The organism is Treponema bryantii, assembly GCF_036492245.1.
Classification (GTDB): domain Bacteria; phylum Spirochaetota; class Spirochaetia; order Treponematales; family Treponemataceae; genus Treponema_D; species Treponema_D bryantii_C.
Map to the genome: position 1 here is coordinate 956,742 of NZ_AP025286.1, position 18,668 is coordinate 975,409.

The following is an 18,668-nucleotide window of genomic DNA, read 5'->3' on the forward strand; positions in this document are numbered from 1 at the left end:
AACATGGAAGAACTTTTAAATCTGCTCCGCGACGGGCATTCACGATCAATCGAAATGCTTGCCGAAGAGCTAAATACAAGTACCGATGATATCAATCGTCGCATCGAGTTTCTCGAGCGTGCCGGTATAATTCGTCGAGTACTGAATATCAAAAATGACTGCTCACATGGCTGCAATGGTGGCCACTGTCCGGGCTGTAAGGCGCATGCCGGAAAGTCTGACAGTTCCCCTTGTAAAGGCTGCCTGCCCGAAGGTGGCTTCAAAAATATGGGCGAAATGTGGGAAGTAGTATAAGGAGTTTATTATGATAAAGTTAGTTTTAGTTCGTCACGGCGAAAGTGAATGGAATAAGCTGAATCTTTTTACCGGCTGGACGGATGTTGAACTTAGTGACAAGGGCCGCGAAGAAGCTAAACTTGCCGGTAAGCTTTTGAAGGATGAAGGTTATGATTTTGATATCTGCTTTACATCTTATCTTAAGCGTGCAATCCATACATTAAATGGAATTCTCTGCGAAATGGATCGCGAGTGGCTTCCTGTAATCAAAACCTGGAAGCTCAATGAGCGTCATTATGGCGACTTGCAGGGAAAGAATAAAGCAGAGGCTGCAGAGAAGTTTGGAGAAGATCAGGTTAAAATCTGGCGCCGTTCTTTTGATGTAAAACCTCCTGCTCTTGCAGACAACGACGAGCGTTCAGCTAAAAATCAGCCTATGTATCGTGATGTTGATTCAAGCTTTCTTCCTCAGAATGAAAGCCTTGAGACAACAATTGCCCGTGTTATTCCATACTTCCTCGAAGAGATTAAACCTCAGATGAAGGCTGGTAAACGCGTAATAATTGCGGCTCACGGAAACAGCCTTCGCGCTCTCGTAAAATATCTGGACAACCTTACACCGGAAGAAATCCTCGAAGTAAATATTCCGACAGGTACTCCACTCGTTTATGAGTTCGACGATAATTTTAAGGTAATCAAACATTATTATCTTGGCGACCAGGAAGCACTCAAAGCAAAAATGGAAGCCGTAGCAAATCAGGGAAAGAAAAAATAAAACAAAAATGTTATTCTGAACTTGTTTCAGAATCAGCATGACAAGGAGAAAAATATGTTAAACAAAGTTGCAATCAGCAATGTAATCGGACGTGAAATAATTGATTCACGTGGTAATCCTACTGTAGAAGTGGATGTAATTCTTGAGAACGGAGTTTTCGGCCGTGCCGCAGTTCCAAGTGGAGCAAGTACAGGTGAAAACGAAGCTCTTGAACTCCGAGACGGCGATAAGGAGCGCTATGGTGGAAAGGGCGTTCTTAAAGCTGTAGAAAATGTAAACAAGGTAATTGCTCCTGCTCTCAAGGGCTTTAATGTTTTTGAACAGCGTGCAGTTGATATGAAGATGCTCTCGCTCGATGGAACTCCAACAAAGAGTAAGCTCGGTGCTAATGCAATTCTTGGTGTTTCTCTTGCAACTGCTCAGGCTGCTGCAAAGGCTTTGAATATTCCTCTTTATCGCTATATTGGTGGTGCAAATGCACATGTACTTCCTGTTCCAATGATGAATATCATCAACGGTGGTGCTCACTCAGATGCTCCAATTGCATTCCAGGAATTTATGATTCGCCCGGTTGGTGCAAAAACAGAAAAAGAAGCAATCCGCATGGGTGCCGAGGTTTTCCACGCACTTGCAAAACTTCTTAAAAAGCGCGGTCTTTCAACAGCTGTAGGTGATGAAGGTGGATTCGCTCCAAAGTTTGATGGAATCAACGATGCACTCGACAGTATTGTTCAGGCAATCAAGGATGCTGGTTACAAGCCAGGAAAAGATATTAAGATTGCTATGGACTGTGCAGCAAGTGAGTTCTCTGTAGAAAAAGACGGCAAGTTCTTCTATAACTACAAGCAGCTTTCAAATGGAACTCCAAAAGATCCAAACGGAAAAGAATTGAGCGACGATGAGCAGATTGCTTACCTCGAAGAACTCATCACAAAATATCCTATTGACTCGATTGAAGATGGTCTCGACGAAAACGATTGGGAAGGCTGGAAGAAACTTACAGCACGTATCGGCGACCGCTGCCATCTCGTAGGTGACGACCTCTTTGTAACAAATGTTAAGTTCCTTGAAAAGGGAATCAAGCTTGGTGCCGGAAACTCAATCCTCATCAAAGTAAATCAGATTGGTTCTCTTACAGAAACTCTCGAAGCAATTGAAATGGCACACCGCCACGGCTACACAACAGTAACCAGCCATCGCTCGGGTGAAACTGAAGACACAACAATTGCCGATATCGCAGTTGCTACAAACTCAGGACAGATCAAGACTGGTTCTATGAGCCGTACAGACCGTATGGCAAAGTACAATCAGCTTATCCGTATCGAAGAAGAACTGGGTAAAACTGCTGTTTATGGCTACAAAAAATTAAAGTAAAAATATAAATATTTTTTTAGTCCTATCATATTCCGTCCTGCTGAAAAGTTGGGCGGATTTATATATTTTAAATGAAAAAGAGATAAAAATGAGTAAATCGATCTGGGACAGATTTGCACCAATCTATTCACTTGCGATGAAGTCGCAGAAAAATATTTATGATTATATGTATTCGCATATCCGTGAAAAGGTGAGGGGAAAGGATGTTCTTGAACTCGCAACCGGGCCAGGGCTTATTGCAAAAAATGTTGCAGAGGTAACCCATCGCATGGTTGCAACAGATTTTTCACCGGACATGATTAAGCAGGCACAGAAAGGGAATAATCCAGTAAATCTTACCTTTGAAATTGCAGATGCTTCTAACCTGCCATACACAGATCATTTTTTTGATGTCGTGATTATTGCAAACTGCCTGCACATTGTTCCGAATCCGGAAAAAGTTTTGAGTGAGATTGAACGTGTTATGAAAACAGGCGGGCTCCTTATAGCACCAAATTTCATTGAACGAAAAATTGCCAGTCCTAATCTCTGGCAAAAACTTCTCTTCAAACTTGGCGTAAAATTCGAACACCAGTGGACATCTGAACAATATAAAAACTTCCTGGAATCAAACGGCTGGAAAATCACCGTCAGTGAAGTAGTTCCCGGCCGCATAGATTTAATGTATGTTGAGTGTATAAAATAAGTTCTTTTGACCTCCATATTTCTTTTTTTATAAAGTTAGTGTATACTAACTTTATAAAAGTTAGATAAAACTAACAATAAATAGGAGGCTCAAAATGAGCGAGTTTTTTAAGAATATTCCTGAGATAAAATTCGAAGGAAAAGATAGCAAAAATCCATGGGCATTCAAGTATTACAATCCTGAATTGACAATCATGGGTAAAAAGATGAGCGAACATCTTCCATTTGCAATGGCATGGTGGCATAACCTTGGCGCTAATGGTGTAGATATGTTCGGTTCTGGAACTGCAGATAAATCTTTTGGACAGACTCCGGGAACTATGGAACATGCAAAAGCTAAGGTTGATGCCGGTATCGAGTTTATGAAAAAACTCGGAATAAAATACTACTGCTGGCATGATGTAGACCTTGTACCAGAAGATCCGAATGATATCAACGTTACAAACAAACGTCTGGATGAAATCTCTGATTATATTCTGGAGAAGACAAAGGGTACCGACATTAAATGCTTGTGGGGAACTGCAAATATGTTCGGTAATCCACGTTTTATGAACGGAGCAGGTTCTACTAACTCTGCAGATGTTTACTGCTTTGCTGCTGCTCAGGTAAAAAAAGCACTTGAGATTACTGTAAAACTTGGTGGTCGCGGTTATGTATTCTGGGGTGGTCGCGAAGGGTATGAAACTCTTCTTAATACAGATGTAAAGCTTGAACAGGAAAACATTGCTAACCTCATGCACATGGCTGTTGATTATGGCCGTTCTATCGGTTTTAAGGGAGATTTCTATATCGAGCCTAAGCCAAAGGAGCCGATGAGTCATCAGTATGATTTTGATGCTGCAACAGCTATCGGTTTCCTTCGTCAGTATGGTCTTGATAAAGACTTTAAGATGAATATCGAAGCTAATCATGCATCTCTTGCAAATCATACTTTCCAGCATGAACTTTGCATCAGCCGCATAAACGGAATGCTTGGTTCTGTAGATGCTAACCAGGGAAATCCAATCCTTGGCTGGGATACAGATAATTTCCCATGGAATGTTTATGATGCAACTCTTGCGATGTACGAAGTTCTGAAGGCTGGTGGTCTTACAGGTGGTTTCAATTTTGATTCTAAAAACCGCCGTCCTTCAAATACATTTGAAGATATGTTCCATGCATACATTATGGGAATGGATACTTTTGCTCTTGGTCTGATTAAGGCTGCAGAAATTATTGAAGACGGACGAATTGACGGCTTCATCAAAGAAAAGTATTCAAGCTACGAAAGTGGTATTGGAAAAAAGATTCGTGATAAACTGACAACTCTTGAAGAACTTGCTGCCCGTGCTGCAGAAATGAAAAAGCCATCTGATCCAGGTTCTGGTCGCGAGGAATATCTGGAAGGAGTTGTTAACAATATCCTCTTTCGCGGATAAATATCTGGATTAGTTTATAGGAGACAGGTGAACAGTTATGGATTTAGCAGAGATTGATGAAAATGGAAAAGGTTTGCAGTTTTTTGGAAAGACAAAAGTTGAGCGGCTGGAGAAAGTTGAAGGTCAGCCAAATGTATATCTTTTGCAAACGACTATAGAATGTGAACGACCAAATCAGGCTGTTCCTAAAGCAGGCCAGTTTTATTTAATCAGGAGTGCTAAATCCGCTGTTCACTATAACAGACCTATCAGCGTATATCATTCTGAAGAGTGGATAAGTAACGAGGGAAAGAAAAAGATTCTGGTTCAGTTTATGATTCTCGAGAAGGGAAGAGGAACTGGGGAACTTTGTCATATGACTCTTTGGGATGATATTTCTATAATCGGCCCGCTGGGAACTCCCTGGCCGTTAGAAGAATGCAGGGAAATTGCAGAAAAAAATCCGGATCAGGCAAAAATATGTATTATTGGAGGTGGAATTGGAGTTGCACCGGTAGCAAATCTTGCATCAAACCTTCCTGCTGAATCATATGATTTTTATGCCTCATTTAAATCCGGTTCATACGGACTAGACCTGATTCAACCAAAACACCTTTTTGTTACAACCGATGACGGCTCCTGCGGGCTTAAAGGAATGCTTCCCTGCGCATTTACAAAAGAAGCTGTAAAAGCAGCAGGATACGAACTGATTCTGGCTTGTGGTCCAACGCCAGCCCTTGTTTATGTTCAAAAACTAGCTTCTGAATTGGGAATCAAATGCTATATCAGCATGGAACATAGAATGCTCTGTGGTCTTGGAGCCTGCCTTGGTTGTACGATTGAAACTACAAAGGGGCTCAAAAGATGCTGTAAGGATGGTCCTGTTTTTGATGCCTCAGAAGTTATATTTGATCCTCCTGTTCAACGCCGACAGCCGCTAACTACCAATGAAGAACCGGATTTAAGCGTGGACATAGCAGGCGTTCATTTCAAGAATCCAACAATTGCAAGCGGAGGAACCTTTGCTTTTGGACAGAATTTTCGTGGAGTAAGTGATGTAGCTGCATGGGGAGGAATAGTTTCCAAAGGAGTGACTCTTGAACCGCGAGAGGGAAACCATGGGGAGCGAAGCCTGGAGGTCGCTGGCGGAAACATGAATTCCATTGGCTTACAGAATCCGGGAATACCTTATTACATTGAAAATCTTCTTCCAGGAATGATAGGACTTGGTCCTGTTGTAATTACCAACCTTGCAGGAAGTGATATAGAGTCTTATGTAGAAGGAGCGAAGCTGCTCGATAAAACTGACTGTGATATGATAGAGCTTAATATAAGCTGTCCGAATATTAAGGCTGCAGGTTTAGCCTGGGGAATGAGTGCAGATACAGCCTATTATTGTGTTTCTGCAGTACGTGCCGTTACAAAAAAGCCCTTAATGGTAAAACTTTCCCCAAATGCAGCAGACAACCGGCCTATAGCAATAGCCTGTATTAAGGCAGGGGCTGATGCAATCAGTTTAATAAATATGATTCATGGAGTTGCGATCGATATTGATAAAGGAAAACCGTTTTTTAATAATGTTCACGCAGGCTATTCAGGTCCTGGACTTAAGCCTTTAGCTCTTAGAATTGTATATGATGTTGTTCAGGAAATTAATAAACTTCCTCCAGAGCAGAGAGTTCCGGTTGTTGGAATAGGAGGAATTTGTACCTGGCAGGATGCGGTTGAATTCATTATGGCAGGAGCCAGTGCAGTTGAAATAGGGCAGGCTAAATTTACAAATCCTAATGTTACAATTGATATTCAAAATGGCCTTAAAGAGTTTATGAAGAGTCATGGATATCATAACCTTTCAGAAATGAGGGGAATTGCCCAGGTAGCAAGGCATAATAAAGCCCATACAGATGAAAAAGGCCGTTTTGCAGATTTAAAAGCAATGATGAAGTAAAAGAAAAGAGCCGCCATCTGGCAAACTTGGCGGCTCTTGAGTAGATTAACAACAAACTTTAATAAATATTTTATAAGAGCTAAAGAACTACGTATGACATAGTACTGTTAGTGGCAACTAACAATTTAATAATACAGTAATTTAGTAGGTTAGTCAAGCAAATCAGGTGGTGAAATATTTAGTCTAGACTAACAAACAGATAGGAGATATAACTTATCTTAAGAGGATTAAAATGAAAGATGCAGATGAAATACTAAAAGGAAAAAAGTTCATAAGAAATGAAATTGAAAAACGTTTCGATGCAGAAACAAGCCATGAAGTGTGGCAGTTGGCTAAGAAAAAACTCGAAGATATGTTGAATAAATATGATGGCCTTCCGGGGGGAGTTCAGGCTCATACTCATGGCTTTATTTTTCCCGCAGCAGCAATTTATCTAGCATTAAAGGATAAAGCCCCTGAACAGGCTTTCGACATCATGCAGTACACAATGAAAGAAAAATCATCAAAATTTGGAAAGTCTCTTGCCCGGATGACTTATATTCCAGGCTTCAAAAAGTTCTTCCTTAGCATGTGGGACTCTATGAGTCATAAAATGTTTGGAGAAAATGCAGGCTTTCAGAATATCTTTTATGACTGTCCTAAAGGCGAGTTCCGTATGGATATTACACAGTGTCCTTACAATAAATACCTTACAGAAGTCGGCTGCCCGGAACTTACAAAGCTCTTCTGCGAAAATGATGTTTACAGCTACGGAAATCTTCCCGGCCTTAAGTTTACCAGAACAAAAACAATCGGAACCGGTGACGACTGCTGCGATTTTAAGATGGAATTAATTCACTAGACTGAAGTAAATGGATTAAGAATCTTTGTGCCGCCAATAATCTGACCATTATTTAAATCTTCTGAATAAACAATAATGCAGCCATTGTCATTGGCAGAAGAGAGAATTAGAGAGTCCCAAAAAGAAAGTTTGTTTTTTATGCTTATATCAATTGCGTTCAAGATAAGAGGTACGGTGACTTGTCTGACAGTTAGTTGACTGGAAAATAGTTCAACATATTCTTTTGCAATCTGCTTTGAAAGTTTGAGCTTCTTTACGGCAACATTATAAAATTCTTGAAGACTCTGAGTAGAAATAATACCAGTTTTTGAGCTTGAAGCATCTGTTAATAGCTGTGATGCAATTTCTTTTTTTTGTAAATCATTTTCATCAACTGAATATACCAGAATGTTTGTATCAAAAAAGATTTTATTGCTTTCTGTTACTGTTTGATCACTCTTTTTATCTTTCATATAATTCCTCTCTAGTCCATTTTTCTCCATGAGAGTTTGGATGATATTTATTATTCAGTTCCGTTAACTTATTATAAAAAGAATTTTGTTTTTTAGATTTAAGTTTTTCTTCTGTAGCTGTCTGAACCATTCCTGAAACTTTCTCAAGAACTTTTAACTGTTCCTTATAAACAAGTTTTGGAAGCATTTCGAGAATTGCTTTGAGATAATATGAAGATGAGGTTTCCTGTGGGCTATAAATTGCACCTGGTTCATGAAGTTCCCAGGTAATATCTTCACTTCTTTGATGTGGATACTTAGATGACTTTGAATTCTCAAGTTTATTATTTATAGATTGATTCAACTTATCTTCAATAATAACATCATAAGGAACTCGATAAAAATTGGAAAGATCAGTAACAACCTTAACGGGTGGTATGGCGGCTCCAGTTTCATATTTAATATACATCTGTCTTGAAATTCCAAGATATGAAGCCACTGCCGCCTGAGAATAATTATTCTGTTCTCTTAAACTTCTCAAAGTTTCATTCATAGAGAATATTATAAATGCTTCATATTTAAAGTCAATGTAATTATACTAATTATGTAATATAAATTAGACATAATTCAAGTTTACTCTTAGTCTAGACTGACCCGACTGCGCCTAAGAGTATCCGTAAATAAAAAAGAGTATCCGCCGCTAAACGGATACTCAAAAAAGTTAGGAGGAGAAACTCATTTATTCTATATCAGAATTAGTTTTTCCGAGTGGCTTGAGGAGGTAAATCAAAGCCGGGGTGAGAGTGTAGTCTGCAACGAGCGCAGAACCAAGTCCCACCATTGAAAGAAGACCAATTCTGAACATAGCCGTAATCGGGCTGAAGCAGTACATAAGGAACATTAAACACAAGATAAAGGTTGTTGTTCCCATAGTTTTGCCAATCTCGCGGAAGCTTTCAGTTACTGCTTCCTTATAAGAGCGGCCTGTCTCCAGTTTGGTTTTTATATGATTTGAGAAGTGGATTGTATCATCAACTGCGATTCCAAGAATCATAGGCATAACCATCATTGTCATCTCGTCGAGCGGCATATGACTGTAGCCCATAACTGCTCCAATCAAAAGAACGGGCGCAAGGTTTGGAATCATGGAAATAAGACCTGTTCTGATGCTTGCAAAAACAATAATCATAAGGATGGCAATCATGATGAACGAAGAACCGAATGATTTAAGTTCACTCTTTACGACTGTTTCGTTCATAGCTGCGTTTTCGGCAATAGTTCCAACCACAGCAACCTTTGCACCTGGGAAGTAATTACGGGCATATGCTTCTGCCTTTGTAATATCTTCTACAATCATGTTTGCATTGTAATCTGAAATTTCTACATGAACATAAGCTGCGCTGTAATTTTCTGTAAGCTCACTGAAAAGAGATTCACTGTCTGAAATTTCATAGAAGAAGAGAAGCTGGGCAAGAAGCTCCGGATCTTCTGGAATTGTGTAATAAGCCATATCATCACTGTTGAAAACGCGGTTCATCTCTTTTACCATTCTTGTAATGCTGCGCACACGTGGTTTTCCGTTTGTGATTTTTGTCATCTGAAGCTTACCTAAATCTTTTTCCAGATCTTCGAGAGCAAGCATATTCAAAGGATCTTTAAATGCATCATCCTCATCAAACTCAATCATAACATCATAGCTGTAAAGGTTTCCGATTTTTGTTTCAAGGATTTTTTCAATTCGCTGAACAAATGGAACCTTGTTTCCCATGAACTTTAAATAATCCATGTTTACTTCCATTTTAAGAAGTCCCGGAATACAGGCAGCAATAACAAGTATAGAAATGATTGTAACAAGCTTACTGTGTTTTACGATTTTTTTACCAAAGCTTTCGAATGCCAGGTCTGCCTTTGTAGCACCTTTTGTTTCTATTGCTTCAGGCTGCTTGTCTTTACCATAGCTTAAGAAAATTGGAATAAGAATGATTACATAAAAATAAACCATTACTACTACACTTGCAGCAACAGCACCAAGCCAGAGCATTGGTCTGATGGCAGCAAACATAAATGAAAGCAGAGAAGCGGCGGTTGTAATAACCGTGAACAGAATTGGCCAGCCTGAATCTTCTACAGCCATAATAACAGATTCTTTGCGTTTACCGGTCTGTCTGAAGTGCATCTTAAATGCATTGATATAGTGCAGGGCATAACCAATGGAAAGAGCCATTCCAAGAAGAAGTGGAAGTGACATTAAATCTGAATCAGCCGGAATTTTAAGAAGCCCTGTAAAACCAAGTACCGTTCCAATTCCAAGAATTGTTGCAAGGAAAGGTACAATAACTCCGGAAACTGTACGTACAAAAATAATCAGACAAAGGAGCATTACAATTAGTCCGAGTACTATTCTTGTTGCCATATCCTTTGTAAGTACATCTTCTTTTTCTGCGGTAGTGTAGGCGCTTCCAATTGGCATGAGAGACCATTTATCACTTTTAAACTCATCACTCATAATGACTTTTTCTGCGGTATGACCTACTTTACTTACGTCTTCACTTTCGTTCTGGAATGGACGAAGCTTTAAGGTTATCCAGGTTTCCTTTGCGTCATCAGAAACAAGATTGTTTACGATAGACTCACGGCTGAGCATGAACTTTTTGATTTCGGTGAGTTTTTTCGGATCTGTTGGAATACCATCATCAAAAGGACTCTTTACATCAAGACCATCATCAACTCCAATTGGAACTGTAATATTTGTAAGCGAAGTAACCTTGTCTGCAAAAGGAACTTCTGTTTCGAGTCTGTCACCAAGACGGTCAATCATATTAAGAACATCTGGCGCAAACACATCTTCAGCCTGAACCAATACTAAGACATACTGGTCATTGCCGAACATTTCCTTAAAATGATCCGAGTTCTGCTGGATTTCACTTCCGTTTACAATCCAGTCGCTGTTTGTACTTTCAGAACGGAAATTGCGCATTCCTGAAAGACAGATAAGAGTCCAGATTAAAAGAATTGCTATGCAAAGCTTACGATGCTTTATCTGGCCTTCTCCAACCTTACGGAAGAAGGTATTGATTTTTGAAACTTTCATAAATTCCTCCTTTGGAATATGAGAATTATTGACGCCAGTTTTTCGGAAGAATTCCTTCGTTGCGTTTGAAGACTTCTGAAAATTTACTGGCATTTGTATAACCACATCGGCCTGCAATTTCTGTGATGGAAAGATCTGTAGAAGCAAGAAGATTTTTTGCAAGCTGAATACGGGATTTTGTGCGGTACTCATTTATTGTGAGCCCGTACATTTCTTTGAAAGCTTTTTGAAGGGTAGTGCGGTTCAAGTTTACTTTTTCAGAAAGCTCTTCAATCGAAATTTCCTGTTCAAGATTTGAGTTTATGATTCGGCGGACATTCTGTACCTTGCGGCCGGTGGTTCCGCTGAAATATAAATCAGTTGAATCGCGCTTGTCTTTTCTCTGCATTAACAAAAGGATTGCATGAACTATTGCAAGCTTAAGATTATATGCAGAAAACTCTCCGGGTAATTTCATCATTTCAAGAAAGAGCTTCTCCAGCAGGTCGCTGCCAGGATACGACACCGCCGAAGTGCTCTTTCGAATTTCACTAAAAAAATTGGAATCATTAAAATCACTGGTATCAAAAAACTCATTCAAAAAAGCAATTGTATCTTCGCAAAAAATGATAAGGCTTATGCAGTTCATACCGCTTTTGCCAAGACTACATTTTCTGACTGCCGTTTTACTGTTGAAAATCATTACATCGCCTTTGTCTCCGCTTACAAACTGTCTGTTTTGCAGTTCAAATTCTCCGTGGCCTTCGGCAATGTACATAATCTCAAGACCATCAACCTCGCGCTTTTCTTCCTGATAATTCGGATTATAGGATTCCAGCTCCGAATAAACGAGTTCAATTCCTTTGGCAATATGTGTGTGTTTAATAATGCCTTCACCCACAGGCCCAATCATGCGGTAGACTTCTTCGCCCTCGCATTTACAGATGAGATTCATGTAGGTTTTGAAAAGAACTTCGTTATTCATAAGACCTCCTGAAAAAGATCCTGAAACAAGTTCAGGATGATGATTTTATTCTATGCTCTTCTAAATCGTCCAAATGCTCCACACATAAAGATTACGGCAAGTGCAAGTACTATAAGATCTGTAAACAACTGAGCGTAGAATACACCTTTAATTCCAAGTCCATTAATGTTTGGTAAAAGAAGAACTAAAGGCAGGAATAAGAACAGCTGTCTTAAAAGTGCAAGAATAGAAGCTGCGCTTGCTTTTCCAATTGCCTGGAAGAATGTGATTGCAAGAATCAAAACTCCATAAGTAATAAATGCTCCAAAGAGAACACGGAGCATTGGTGCACCTGCTTCAACAATTGCTGCATCAGTAATAAACATAGAAAGCATTTTTGCAGGGAAGCACATAATCGGAATGTAGAAAATCAGAGCAACTACAGTAGCTGAAACCATAAAGCAGCGTGTAAACTTTCCAACGCGGTCAAAAAGCTTTGCTCCATAGTTTGTACCGATTGCCGGCTGGAAGCCCTGACTGATTCCCCACAGAGGAATGAATGAGAAGGCCTGTAAACTCAAGGCAGCACCCAGAATTGTCTGCCATTCACTGCCGCCCCATTTTGAGGCTGTGTTATACAAAACTGTCTGCTGAAGCATAGACATAACCTGCATCAACATTGCAGAAACTCCAACACTTAAAACTGGTTTAATCAAAGTCTTTTCAAACTTAATCTTGTGAATTTTTACAGTGTCACTCTTCTTTAGGAAATAGAAGAAAGACATAATCATCAAAACAAGCTGAGAAATGATTGTTGCAAAGGCAGCTCCAAGAACGCCGTTTCCTTCACCACATACCTTAATCAAAACAGGATCGAGGATAATGTTGAGGATTGCACTTGTTGCCATGATTGCCATAGCCTTTTTGAGTTTTCCCTCTCCTCGCATAATCATGTTTGTAGACTGACCGAGGTTTACAAAAAGAGAACCGCAGAATACAACACGAAGATAACGAACAGCCTGCTCAAGAACTTCTCCTTCAGCTCCGGCAAGAGACAAAAGCTGGCGTGTGAAAAGAAGTCCACCAACAATAACAATTACAGAAAGAAGGGAAACAAAGGAAATTAAGTTTCCCATTATTTTATCAACAGTTTCCTGGTCACGTTCACCAATGGCACGCGAAAGAACTGAAGAAGAACCAACACCAATCAAGGTTGCAATACCGCTGTTTATAAGAGTAAAAGGGTAGGAAACTTTTACTGCAGTCATTGCAACTGGACCTACCATCTGTCCTACAAAAACGGCATCCATAAAATTATAGAGCCCAATAACAACCATACCGAGCACAGCCGGCACACTCAGAGTAAGCATTGTCTTAAACACATTTCCGCTGACTAACATTTTGCGGGTGTCCTGCTTATCACTCATACTAACCTCCATTAATAAATAATTATGTTAGTAAGAACTAACATAATTATAATATAAATCACATAAAAAAATCACTACTCCAAATAACAAAAAATACTCCAAGTTGCAATTTAATTTTCCTGTGTAATCTTGACCAGTCATACATGCTTGTGGCATAATCTAAAAACATTATCAAATCTCTTCCATGGGGGAGTAGCTGGCGCCGCGTGCGTTACAAGTCAACATACTGGTTTTTGCCTGGCTTGTGTTAAATTGCGAGACTCATGATTAAGGTGAAAACTTCTTATGGAATGGAATCTTATCTTTTTATTAAATAGTATCCTGCTTGGTGTCGGCCTTGCAATGGATGCTTTCTCTGTTTCAATTGCAAATGCTTTAAATGAATCTCAAATGAAAAAAGGCCGTATGTGTTTTATTGCCGGCGTATATGCTTTTTTTCAATTTGCTATGCCTATGATTGGCTGGATTTGTGTTCATACGATTCTGGAATATTTTAATAAGTTTCAGATTATAATTCCGTGGATTGCTTTAATTCTTCTATTATATATTGGCGGAAAGATGATCTGGGAGGCTTTTCATGAATGTGAAGAAGGCGAAGGGGCCGGCGCCAGCGCTTCTGGAGATTCAGCTCTTCCGTGTAAATCAAGCTTGACTATTTCTGTTCTTATGATTCAGGGAATTGCTACTTCAATTGATGCACTTTCTGTCGGTTTTACAATTGCAGATTATGGTCTTGTAATGGCATTGGTTGCTTCTCTTATTATTGCTGTTGTGACTTTTGCGATTTGTATGGCAGGCCTTTTAATCGGAAAGAAAGCAGGAAATCATTTAAGTTCAAAAGCAACCGTTCTTGGTGGAATCATTCTGATTGGTATTGGAATAGAGATTTTTGTTAAGGGTGTATTTTTCTCGTAAACCAGCCGATCATACTTTGTGCAATCTTTAGATTTACAAAAACAAGCAGTGCACCAAGAGTTATAAAGATTGCCGCAAAGCCAGCAGACTCTTCTATGCTTACAAGACATTTACAGACAATCAGAGTGTTTACTGGAAGGCAGATTATGCTTGTAATGCTTGCCGGAATATAGCGGCGGAAAATGCTTACCTGAATCAAATGTACAAAAAAATGAAGGTCGCAGCCGATAAAAGCTCCAAGCCATAAATACCAGAGAACCGGCTTATCAAAAAAATAGGCGAGGGTAGATATTAATATACAGAGGAACAATTCCTCATAAACAGCAAGGGCAAATCCCTCTGTGGAAAAATCTCTGTAACAGCGGAGAAGTTTAGGAAAACGTTTTTCAAGTTCATCATGGTTTTTATTCAGAAAAAACTTGAAGCCAATGATTTCTTCCATTTCATGAAACATAAAAATTACAGGAAAAAGCCATACATATTCCTTCATTTATGCCTCCATCTATTTTAAGATAATACTATTATGCCGCTGATGCAACTTTTTTATATTCACAAATAATAAAATCCAGTGAGTATCCTTCGTTGTATAATCGTTCGCAAAGACAGCTGCAGTTTTTATATTTGCAGTGACATTGTTTTGCCTTTTCAATATCATTATAAGATTTCCATTGACCGCAGTATTTGCAGTTCTGACCTTCGTGATTTTCAAATTCAATAACATCATCAACCGGGTAGCCCAGAATAACTCCAATTTCATGAGGAAATCCTTGTATCGAGTGAAGTCGATATTTAAAATCATTTATAAAATCAAATATGCCCCCACAATGATATCCTTTTTCAACAAGATAAGAATGAACTACAATGTCACTCAGAATTTTTCTTACCCAGCATACATTACAGACAAGAATTGCCGTTGAGTTTTCAGATAGTTTTATTGCAAAACTTAAAAATCCTCGGATAAATAAAGTTTGTTTCCATTGCTCAAAATTACTTTCCGAGAAATCTTTGTTTTTTACAAAAAACATATTTCCTGCTTTTATTTCACAGAGAGTAGGAGCACAAAAGTGAATAATCATTTGATCAAAACTCATTTTTTTATTTTCCTTTTTAAATAATGCTTGCCGCAAAAAAAAAGAGCCGCTCGACCTGGCAAAATCGAACGGCTCTAAATATATTTATTTTATAAGAGCCTATTTTATTGCAGATGCTGCCCAAGCCTTACACTGCTCAACATCTGCTTCTTCCGGAGTAAGGTGAACCATAAGTGGTTCTGCAATGCTTACTGCACCGGCATTGTTCAAACGGTCAGTCCAGTCGCGGAGCCACTGTCCGTCGCCCCAGTCATATGAACCAAAGATTCCAACTTTTTTTCCGTTAAGGGAGCCTTCAATTCCGGAGTAGAATTCTTCTACTGAATCTTCAAGAACTTCATCTCCCATTGCAGGACTTCCAAGAAGAATAACATCGCTTGAAAGCACATCGTCTTTATTTGCACTGTCAGCTGTACTGAAAATGACTTCGGCACCAGCGGCCTTTACTGCATCACTAATGGCATTTGCCATTGCCTCTGTATTACCAGTTGTACTTGCGTATATTACAGCAACTTTCATATATTACCTCATTCATAAATATGGTTTTGTAAAAAGTTAGGAACGACTAACTAATTGATAGTATATAGTGTATTTAAAAGTTAGTCAATACTAACAAAAAAAATATTTAAATATTGTTAGTACTTGCTAACGTAATGATAATTCGTTATTATGCTGATATATGTTATATAAAACTAACATATCAGAGAGAAATGTATGCATAAAGTAAATATCAATCCTATTGTTCTGATTATCATAAATATACTTGCACCTACAATGTATATCTTTTTGAGGGGAACTTACCTGCAGTATTTTCTGGCTGCTTTTGCTTTGACTGTTCTTATATTGATGGGATGTTTCAAAATTATGTTTGCGTTTATTGGAATTTACGCAGTGATGCAGGCAGTGATTATTTTGGGAATACAGTTTTCGTCTCTTTCTTATCTATCATTATTCTTTGTAGTTTTGATTCAGTCGGTTCCTTGTTTTGCAATGGTTTTTGCTTTGATAAAGCGCTATACTTCGGCTGAGTTACTTTCGGCTTTGGAGACTATGAGAATTCCACGCGTACTTGTAGTAGCCGTTACAATCACTTTGAAATATGTTCCGACATTTTCGCGCGAGTTTAAGTATATTCTGGAATCGATGAGACTTCGTGGGATTTCATTTACCTGGCTTCATCCTATAAAAAGTTTTCAGTATTTTATAGTTCCACAGTTATTCCGTTGTGCAGCACTTTCAGAAGAAGTTACTGCTGCCGGTCTTGTAAAAGGAATTGATGCTCCTGTAAGACGTTCTTCATATTTTGAACAGAAATTCAGATTTACTGATTTTGTATTTCTTGCAATTTTTGCTGCAGGATTAGCAGGAGGTTTTATATGGTTCAGGAAATAAATAAGGAAACTGTGCTTCAGGCGCAGGATCTGACTTTTTCATATATGGATTCTGATGAAGGAATCAAAAATGTAAACTTCGAAATAAAAAAAGGGGAGGTTATTCTTCTTACTGGAAACAGCGGTTGTGGAAAATCAACTCTGCTTAAATGCTTAAACGGATTGATACCTGCAGTTACAGAAGGACATCTTTCCGGCAATCTTATGATAAATGGAAAAGAATACAGCAAACTAAAAATGCATGAACTGAATAGCGATATTGGTTCGGTATTCCAGAATCCACGCTCTCAGTTTTTTACTGATAACACAACAAGCGAACTTGTTTTCCCGATGGAAAATTACGGCTGGACAAAAGCCACTATGGAAAAGAAACTAGCTCAGCTTACAGAAGAATTTGGCCTTAAAAATCTTCTGGATAAAAATATCTTCATTCTTTCGAGTGGCGAGCGTCAGATGATTGCGCTTGCTTCGGCACTTACTATGAATCAAAAAATTGTTCTTTTTGACGAGCCTTCTGCAAATCTTGATTACGGAAATGCGATGAAACTTGGCAGTATCATTGAACGGCTTAAGGCTGACGGCATGACAGTAATTGTTGCTGACCATAGATTTTATTATCTGAATGATATTATTGATAAAGTGTTCTTTATGGAAAACGGCGAGCTTACTGTTTTCAACAGCGAGCGTGCTTTCAAAAAAGGGACTTATGATACAAGAAGTTTTGATTTATTTTCTCTTGATGTTCCTTATCTTTTAAAATTGCCGAAAACAGAAGAACGCATAAAACCTGTTGCTGAATTACAGGGTGCTGGTTATAAAAATATTTTGATAGATGTGAATCTCAAATTATACAAGGGTGAGATTACAGTTCTTGTCGGCTGTAATGGTACGGGTAAAACAACGCTTGCAAAACTTTTTTGTAAAACTTATAAACCGGATTATGGAAAAGTTACAACTTCGAGTCTGCCGTTTTTTATCATGCAGGACCCGGATTATCAGCTTTTTGGAACTTCTGTAAAAAATGAACTTTCACTTGTAAAGAAGGCGCCGCAGGAAATCGATGAGTGTCTTGAATATCTTGGACTTGGAAAGTTTAAGGATTCTCATCCGTTTGAATTGAGCGGCGGACAGAAGCAGAGACTTCAGATTGGTATGGCGATGCTTTGCGATCGTGATCTGATTATTTTTGATGAACCTACGAGCGGACTTGATGTTTCTTCAATGGAAAAAGTTTCAAATGAAATTATTAAGCTTAGGGAGAAATCATCTGTGCTTGTGATTTCTCATGATTATGAATTTATCCGCCATGTTGCAGACAGAATAATCTTTCTTGAGGGTGGAAAGATTCAGAAAGACTTTGTTCTTGATGCTTCGACAGTTGGTGAGTTGAATCAGATATTTAATAAAATGAAAGATAATTCGGAAGGTTTCGAATTATTAAAAAAGGAGGCGTAGTGTGCGCAAATTAAAAATCAAGGATGTTGTAATGACATCTCTTTTGACAGCCTTGTACTTGGTATTCTACCTGGTTGCCAGTATGATTGTAATGGTGCTCGGACAGTTTGGTCACGCAATAAGTCCTGGAATCTGTGCTATTTTTACTGGAGCTGTAATTTTGTTTCTTACCCGTAAGGTTGGAAAGTTCGGACAGTTCACAATCATGCAGGCAATCATCATGTTAATTTTTTCAATAATGGGTGCCGGATATCTTCCGTGGATTATTACTTCAATGGTTGCTGCAATTCTTGCTGATGTGATTGCTTCCCGCGAAGAAAAGCCTGCAGTATGGAAGGTCGCTCTTGCGTCGGGTGTTTTCCATGTTGGACAGGCGTGGGGATCAATCGTTCCAAGCTGGTTCTTCCTTGAAAGTTACAAGTCTGAATGGATTGGCCGCGGCCAGACTCCAGAAGCAATGGAAGAAATGGTGAAGTACACAACCGGCTTCATGGGCCTTGTTTCAACCTTCATCGTATTTGCACTTGCTGTAGCCGGAGTCTATCTTGGCTGGTTGATTTTAAGAAAGCACCTGAAAGAAAAAAAAGAATACTAAAAAAATATATTTACCTCAAAAGAATTTTCTGTCT

At 38.9% G+C, this 18,668-nt stretch carries 19 protein-coding genes; 11 read left to right on the top strand and 8 right to left on the bottom strand.

Features of this window, described 5'->3' with window-relative positions; translation table 11 throughout:
• The first annotated feature begins 3 nt into the window (after positions 1-3).
• From AABJ44_RS04510 to AABJ44_RS04540, 7 genes are all read left to right on the top strand, one after another.
• Positions 4-294, top strand: coding sequence for an Lrp/AsnC family transcriptional regulator (locus AABJ44_RS04510; RefSeq protein WP_074642916.1), 291 nt, complete (start codon positions 4-6; stop codon positions 292-294).
• A gap of 13 nt (positions 295-307) precedes the next feature.
• A complete protein-coding gene (gene gpmA / locus AABJ44_RS04515) occupies positions 308-1,051 on the top strand; it encodes a 2,3-diphosphoglycerate-dependent phosphoglycerate mutase (protein ID WP_338371289.1) in 744 nt (247 codons plus the stop codon).
• A gap of 54 nt (positions 1,052-1,105) precedes the next feature.
• The gene (eno, locus tag AABJ44_RS04520) at positions 1,106-2,425 is read left to right on the top strand and encodes a phosphopyruvate hydratase (protein WP_338370723.1); all 1,320 of its coding nucleotides are present in this window, start codon (positions 1,106-1,108) and stop codon (positions 2,423-2,425) included.
• Between the two features lie 88 nt (positions 2,426-2,513).
• Positions 2,514-3,110, top strand: coding sequence for a class I SAM-dependent methyltransferase (locus AABJ44_RS04525; RefSeq protein WP_338370724.1), 597 nt, complete (start codon positions 2,514-2,516; stop codon positions 3,108-3,110).
• Between the two features lie 94 nt (positions 3,111-3,204).
• On the top strand, positions 3,205-4,527 hold the full coding sequence (gene xylA / locus AABJ44_RS04530; protein ID WP_338370725.1) for a xylose isomerase: 1,323 nt from the start codon (positions 3,205-3,207) through the stop codon (positions 4,525-4,527).
• A gap of 37 nt (positions 4,528-4,564) precedes the next feature.
• Entirely contained in the window at positions 4,565-6,454 is a 1,890-nt protein-coding gene (locus AABJ44_RS04535) for a dihydroorotate dehydrogenase (RefSeq protein WP_338370726.1), read from the top strand.
• A 232-nt stretch (positions 6,455-6,686) separates the two neighbouring features.
• Complete coding sequence (locus tag AABJ44_RS04540) at positions 6,687-7,295, top strand: L-2-amino-thiazoline-4-carboxylic acid hydrolase (RefSeq protein WP_338370727.1); 609 nt, start codon at positions 6,687-6,689, stop codon at positions 7,293-7,295.
• Here the strand turns inward: AABJ44_RS04540 and AABJ44_RS04545 are convergent.
• The 5 genes from AABJ44_RS04545 to AABJ44_RS04565 all read right to left on the bottom strand — a co-directional run bounded on the left by AABJ44_RS04545 (position 7,292) and on the right by AABJ44_RS04565 (position 13,187).
• A complete protein-coding gene (locus tag AABJ44_RS04545; RefSeq protein ID WP_338370728.1) occupies positions 7,292-7,747 on the bottom strand; it encodes a PIN domain-containing protein in 456 nt (151 codons plus the stop codon). The two genes, AABJ44_RS04540 and AABJ44_RS04545, sit on opposite strands and share 4 nt — an antisense overlap.
• A complete protein-coding gene (locus tag AABJ44_RS04550) occupies positions 7,737-8,279 on the bottom strand; it encodes a helix-turn-helix transcriptional regulator (protein ID WP_338370731.1) in 543 nt (180 codons plus the stop codon). The genes AABJ44_RS04545 and AABJ44_RS04550 overlap by 11 nt, the downstream gene beginning before the upstream one ends.
• A 186-nt stretch (positions 8,280-8,465) precedes the next feature.
• A complete protein-coding gene (locus tag AABJ44_RS04555; RefSeq protein ID WP_338370733.1) occupies positions 8,466-10,817 on the bottom strand; it encodes an efflux RND transporter permease subunit in 2,352 nt (783 codons plus the stop codon).
• Between the two features lie 25 nt (positions 10,818-10,842).
• On the bottom strand, positions 10,843-11,781 hold the full coding sequence (locus AABJ44_RS04560; RefSeq protein WP_338370735.1) for a helix-turn-helix domain-containing protein: 939 nt from the start codon (positions 11,779-11,781) through the stop codon (positions 10,843-10,845).
• Positions 11,782-11,831: 50 nt separating this feature from the next.
• The gene (locus AABJ44_RS04565) at positions 11,832-13,187 is read right to left on the bottom strand and encodes an MATE family efflux transporter (protein ID WP_338370736.1); all 1,356 of its coding nucleotides are present in this window, start codon (positions 13,185-13,187) and stop codon (positions 11,832-11,834) included.
• 285 nt (positions 13,188-13,472) lie between these two features.
• Here AABJ44_RS04565 and AABJ44_RS04570 point away from each other — a divergent pair, with 285 nt between their 5' ends.
• Complete coding sequence (locus tag AABJ44_RS04570; protein WP_338370737.1) at positions 13,473-14,102, top strand: manganese efflux pump MntP; 630 nt, start codon at positions 13,473-13,475, stop codon at positions 14,100-14,102.
• On the opposite strand, the gene AABJ44_RS04575 is transcribed toward AABJ44_RS04570, so the two are convergent.
• The 3 genes from AABJ44_RS04575 to AABJ44_RS04585 form a co-directional block, all read right to left on the bottom strand.
• Positions 14,080-14,592, bottom strand: a complete 513-nt coding sequence (locus tag AABJ44_RS04575; protein WP_338370739.1) for an HXXEE domain-containing protein — start codon at positions 14,590-14,592, stop codon at positions 14,080-14,082. The genes AABJ44_RS04570 and AABJ44_RS04575 overlap by 23 nt on opposite strands.
• 31 nt (positions 14,593-14,623) lie before the next feature.
• Entirely contained in the window at positions 14,624-15,193 is a 570-nt protein-coding gene (locus tag AABJ44_RS04580; RefSeq protein ID WP_338370740.1) for a DUF3793 family protein, read from the bottom strand.
• 99 nt (positions 15,194-15,292) lie between these two features.
• Positions 15,293-15,712, bottom strand: coding sequence for a flavodoxin (locus AABJ44_RS04585; RefSeq protein WP_074642874.1), 420 nt, complete (start codon positions 15,710-15,712; stop codon positions 15,293-15,295).
• 195 nt (positions 15,713-15,907) lie between these two features.
• Here AABJ44_RS04585 and AABJ44_RS04590 point away from each other — a divergent pair, with 195 nt between their 5' ends.
• The 3 genes from AABJ44_RS04590 to AABJ44_RS04600 are packed head-to-tail and all read left to right on the top strand — an operon-like array spanning position 15,908 to position 18,634.
• The gene (locus AABJ44_RS04590; protein ID WP_338370741.1) at positions 15,908-16,585 is read left to right on the top strand and encodes an energy-coupling factor transporter transmembrane component T family protein; all 678 of its coding nucleotides are present in this window, start codon (positions 15,908-15,910) and stop codon (positions 16,583-16,585) included.
• The gene (locus AABJ44_RS04595) at positions 16,570-18,039 is read left to right on the top strand and encodes an ABC transporter ATP-binding protein (protein WP_338370742.1); all 1,470 of its coding nucleotides are present in this window, start codon (positions 16,570-16,572) and stop codon (positions 18,037-18,039) included. Before AABJ44_RS04590 ends, AABJ44_RS04595 begins: the two co-directional genes overlap by 16 nt.
• Position 18,040: 1 nt before the next feature.
• A complete protein-coding gene (locus AABJ44_RS04600; protein WP_338370744.1) occupies positions 18,041-18,634 on the top strand; it encodes an MptD family putative ECF transporter S component in 594 nt (197 codons plus the stop codon).
• Positions 18,635-18,668: the final 34 nt, after the last annotated feature.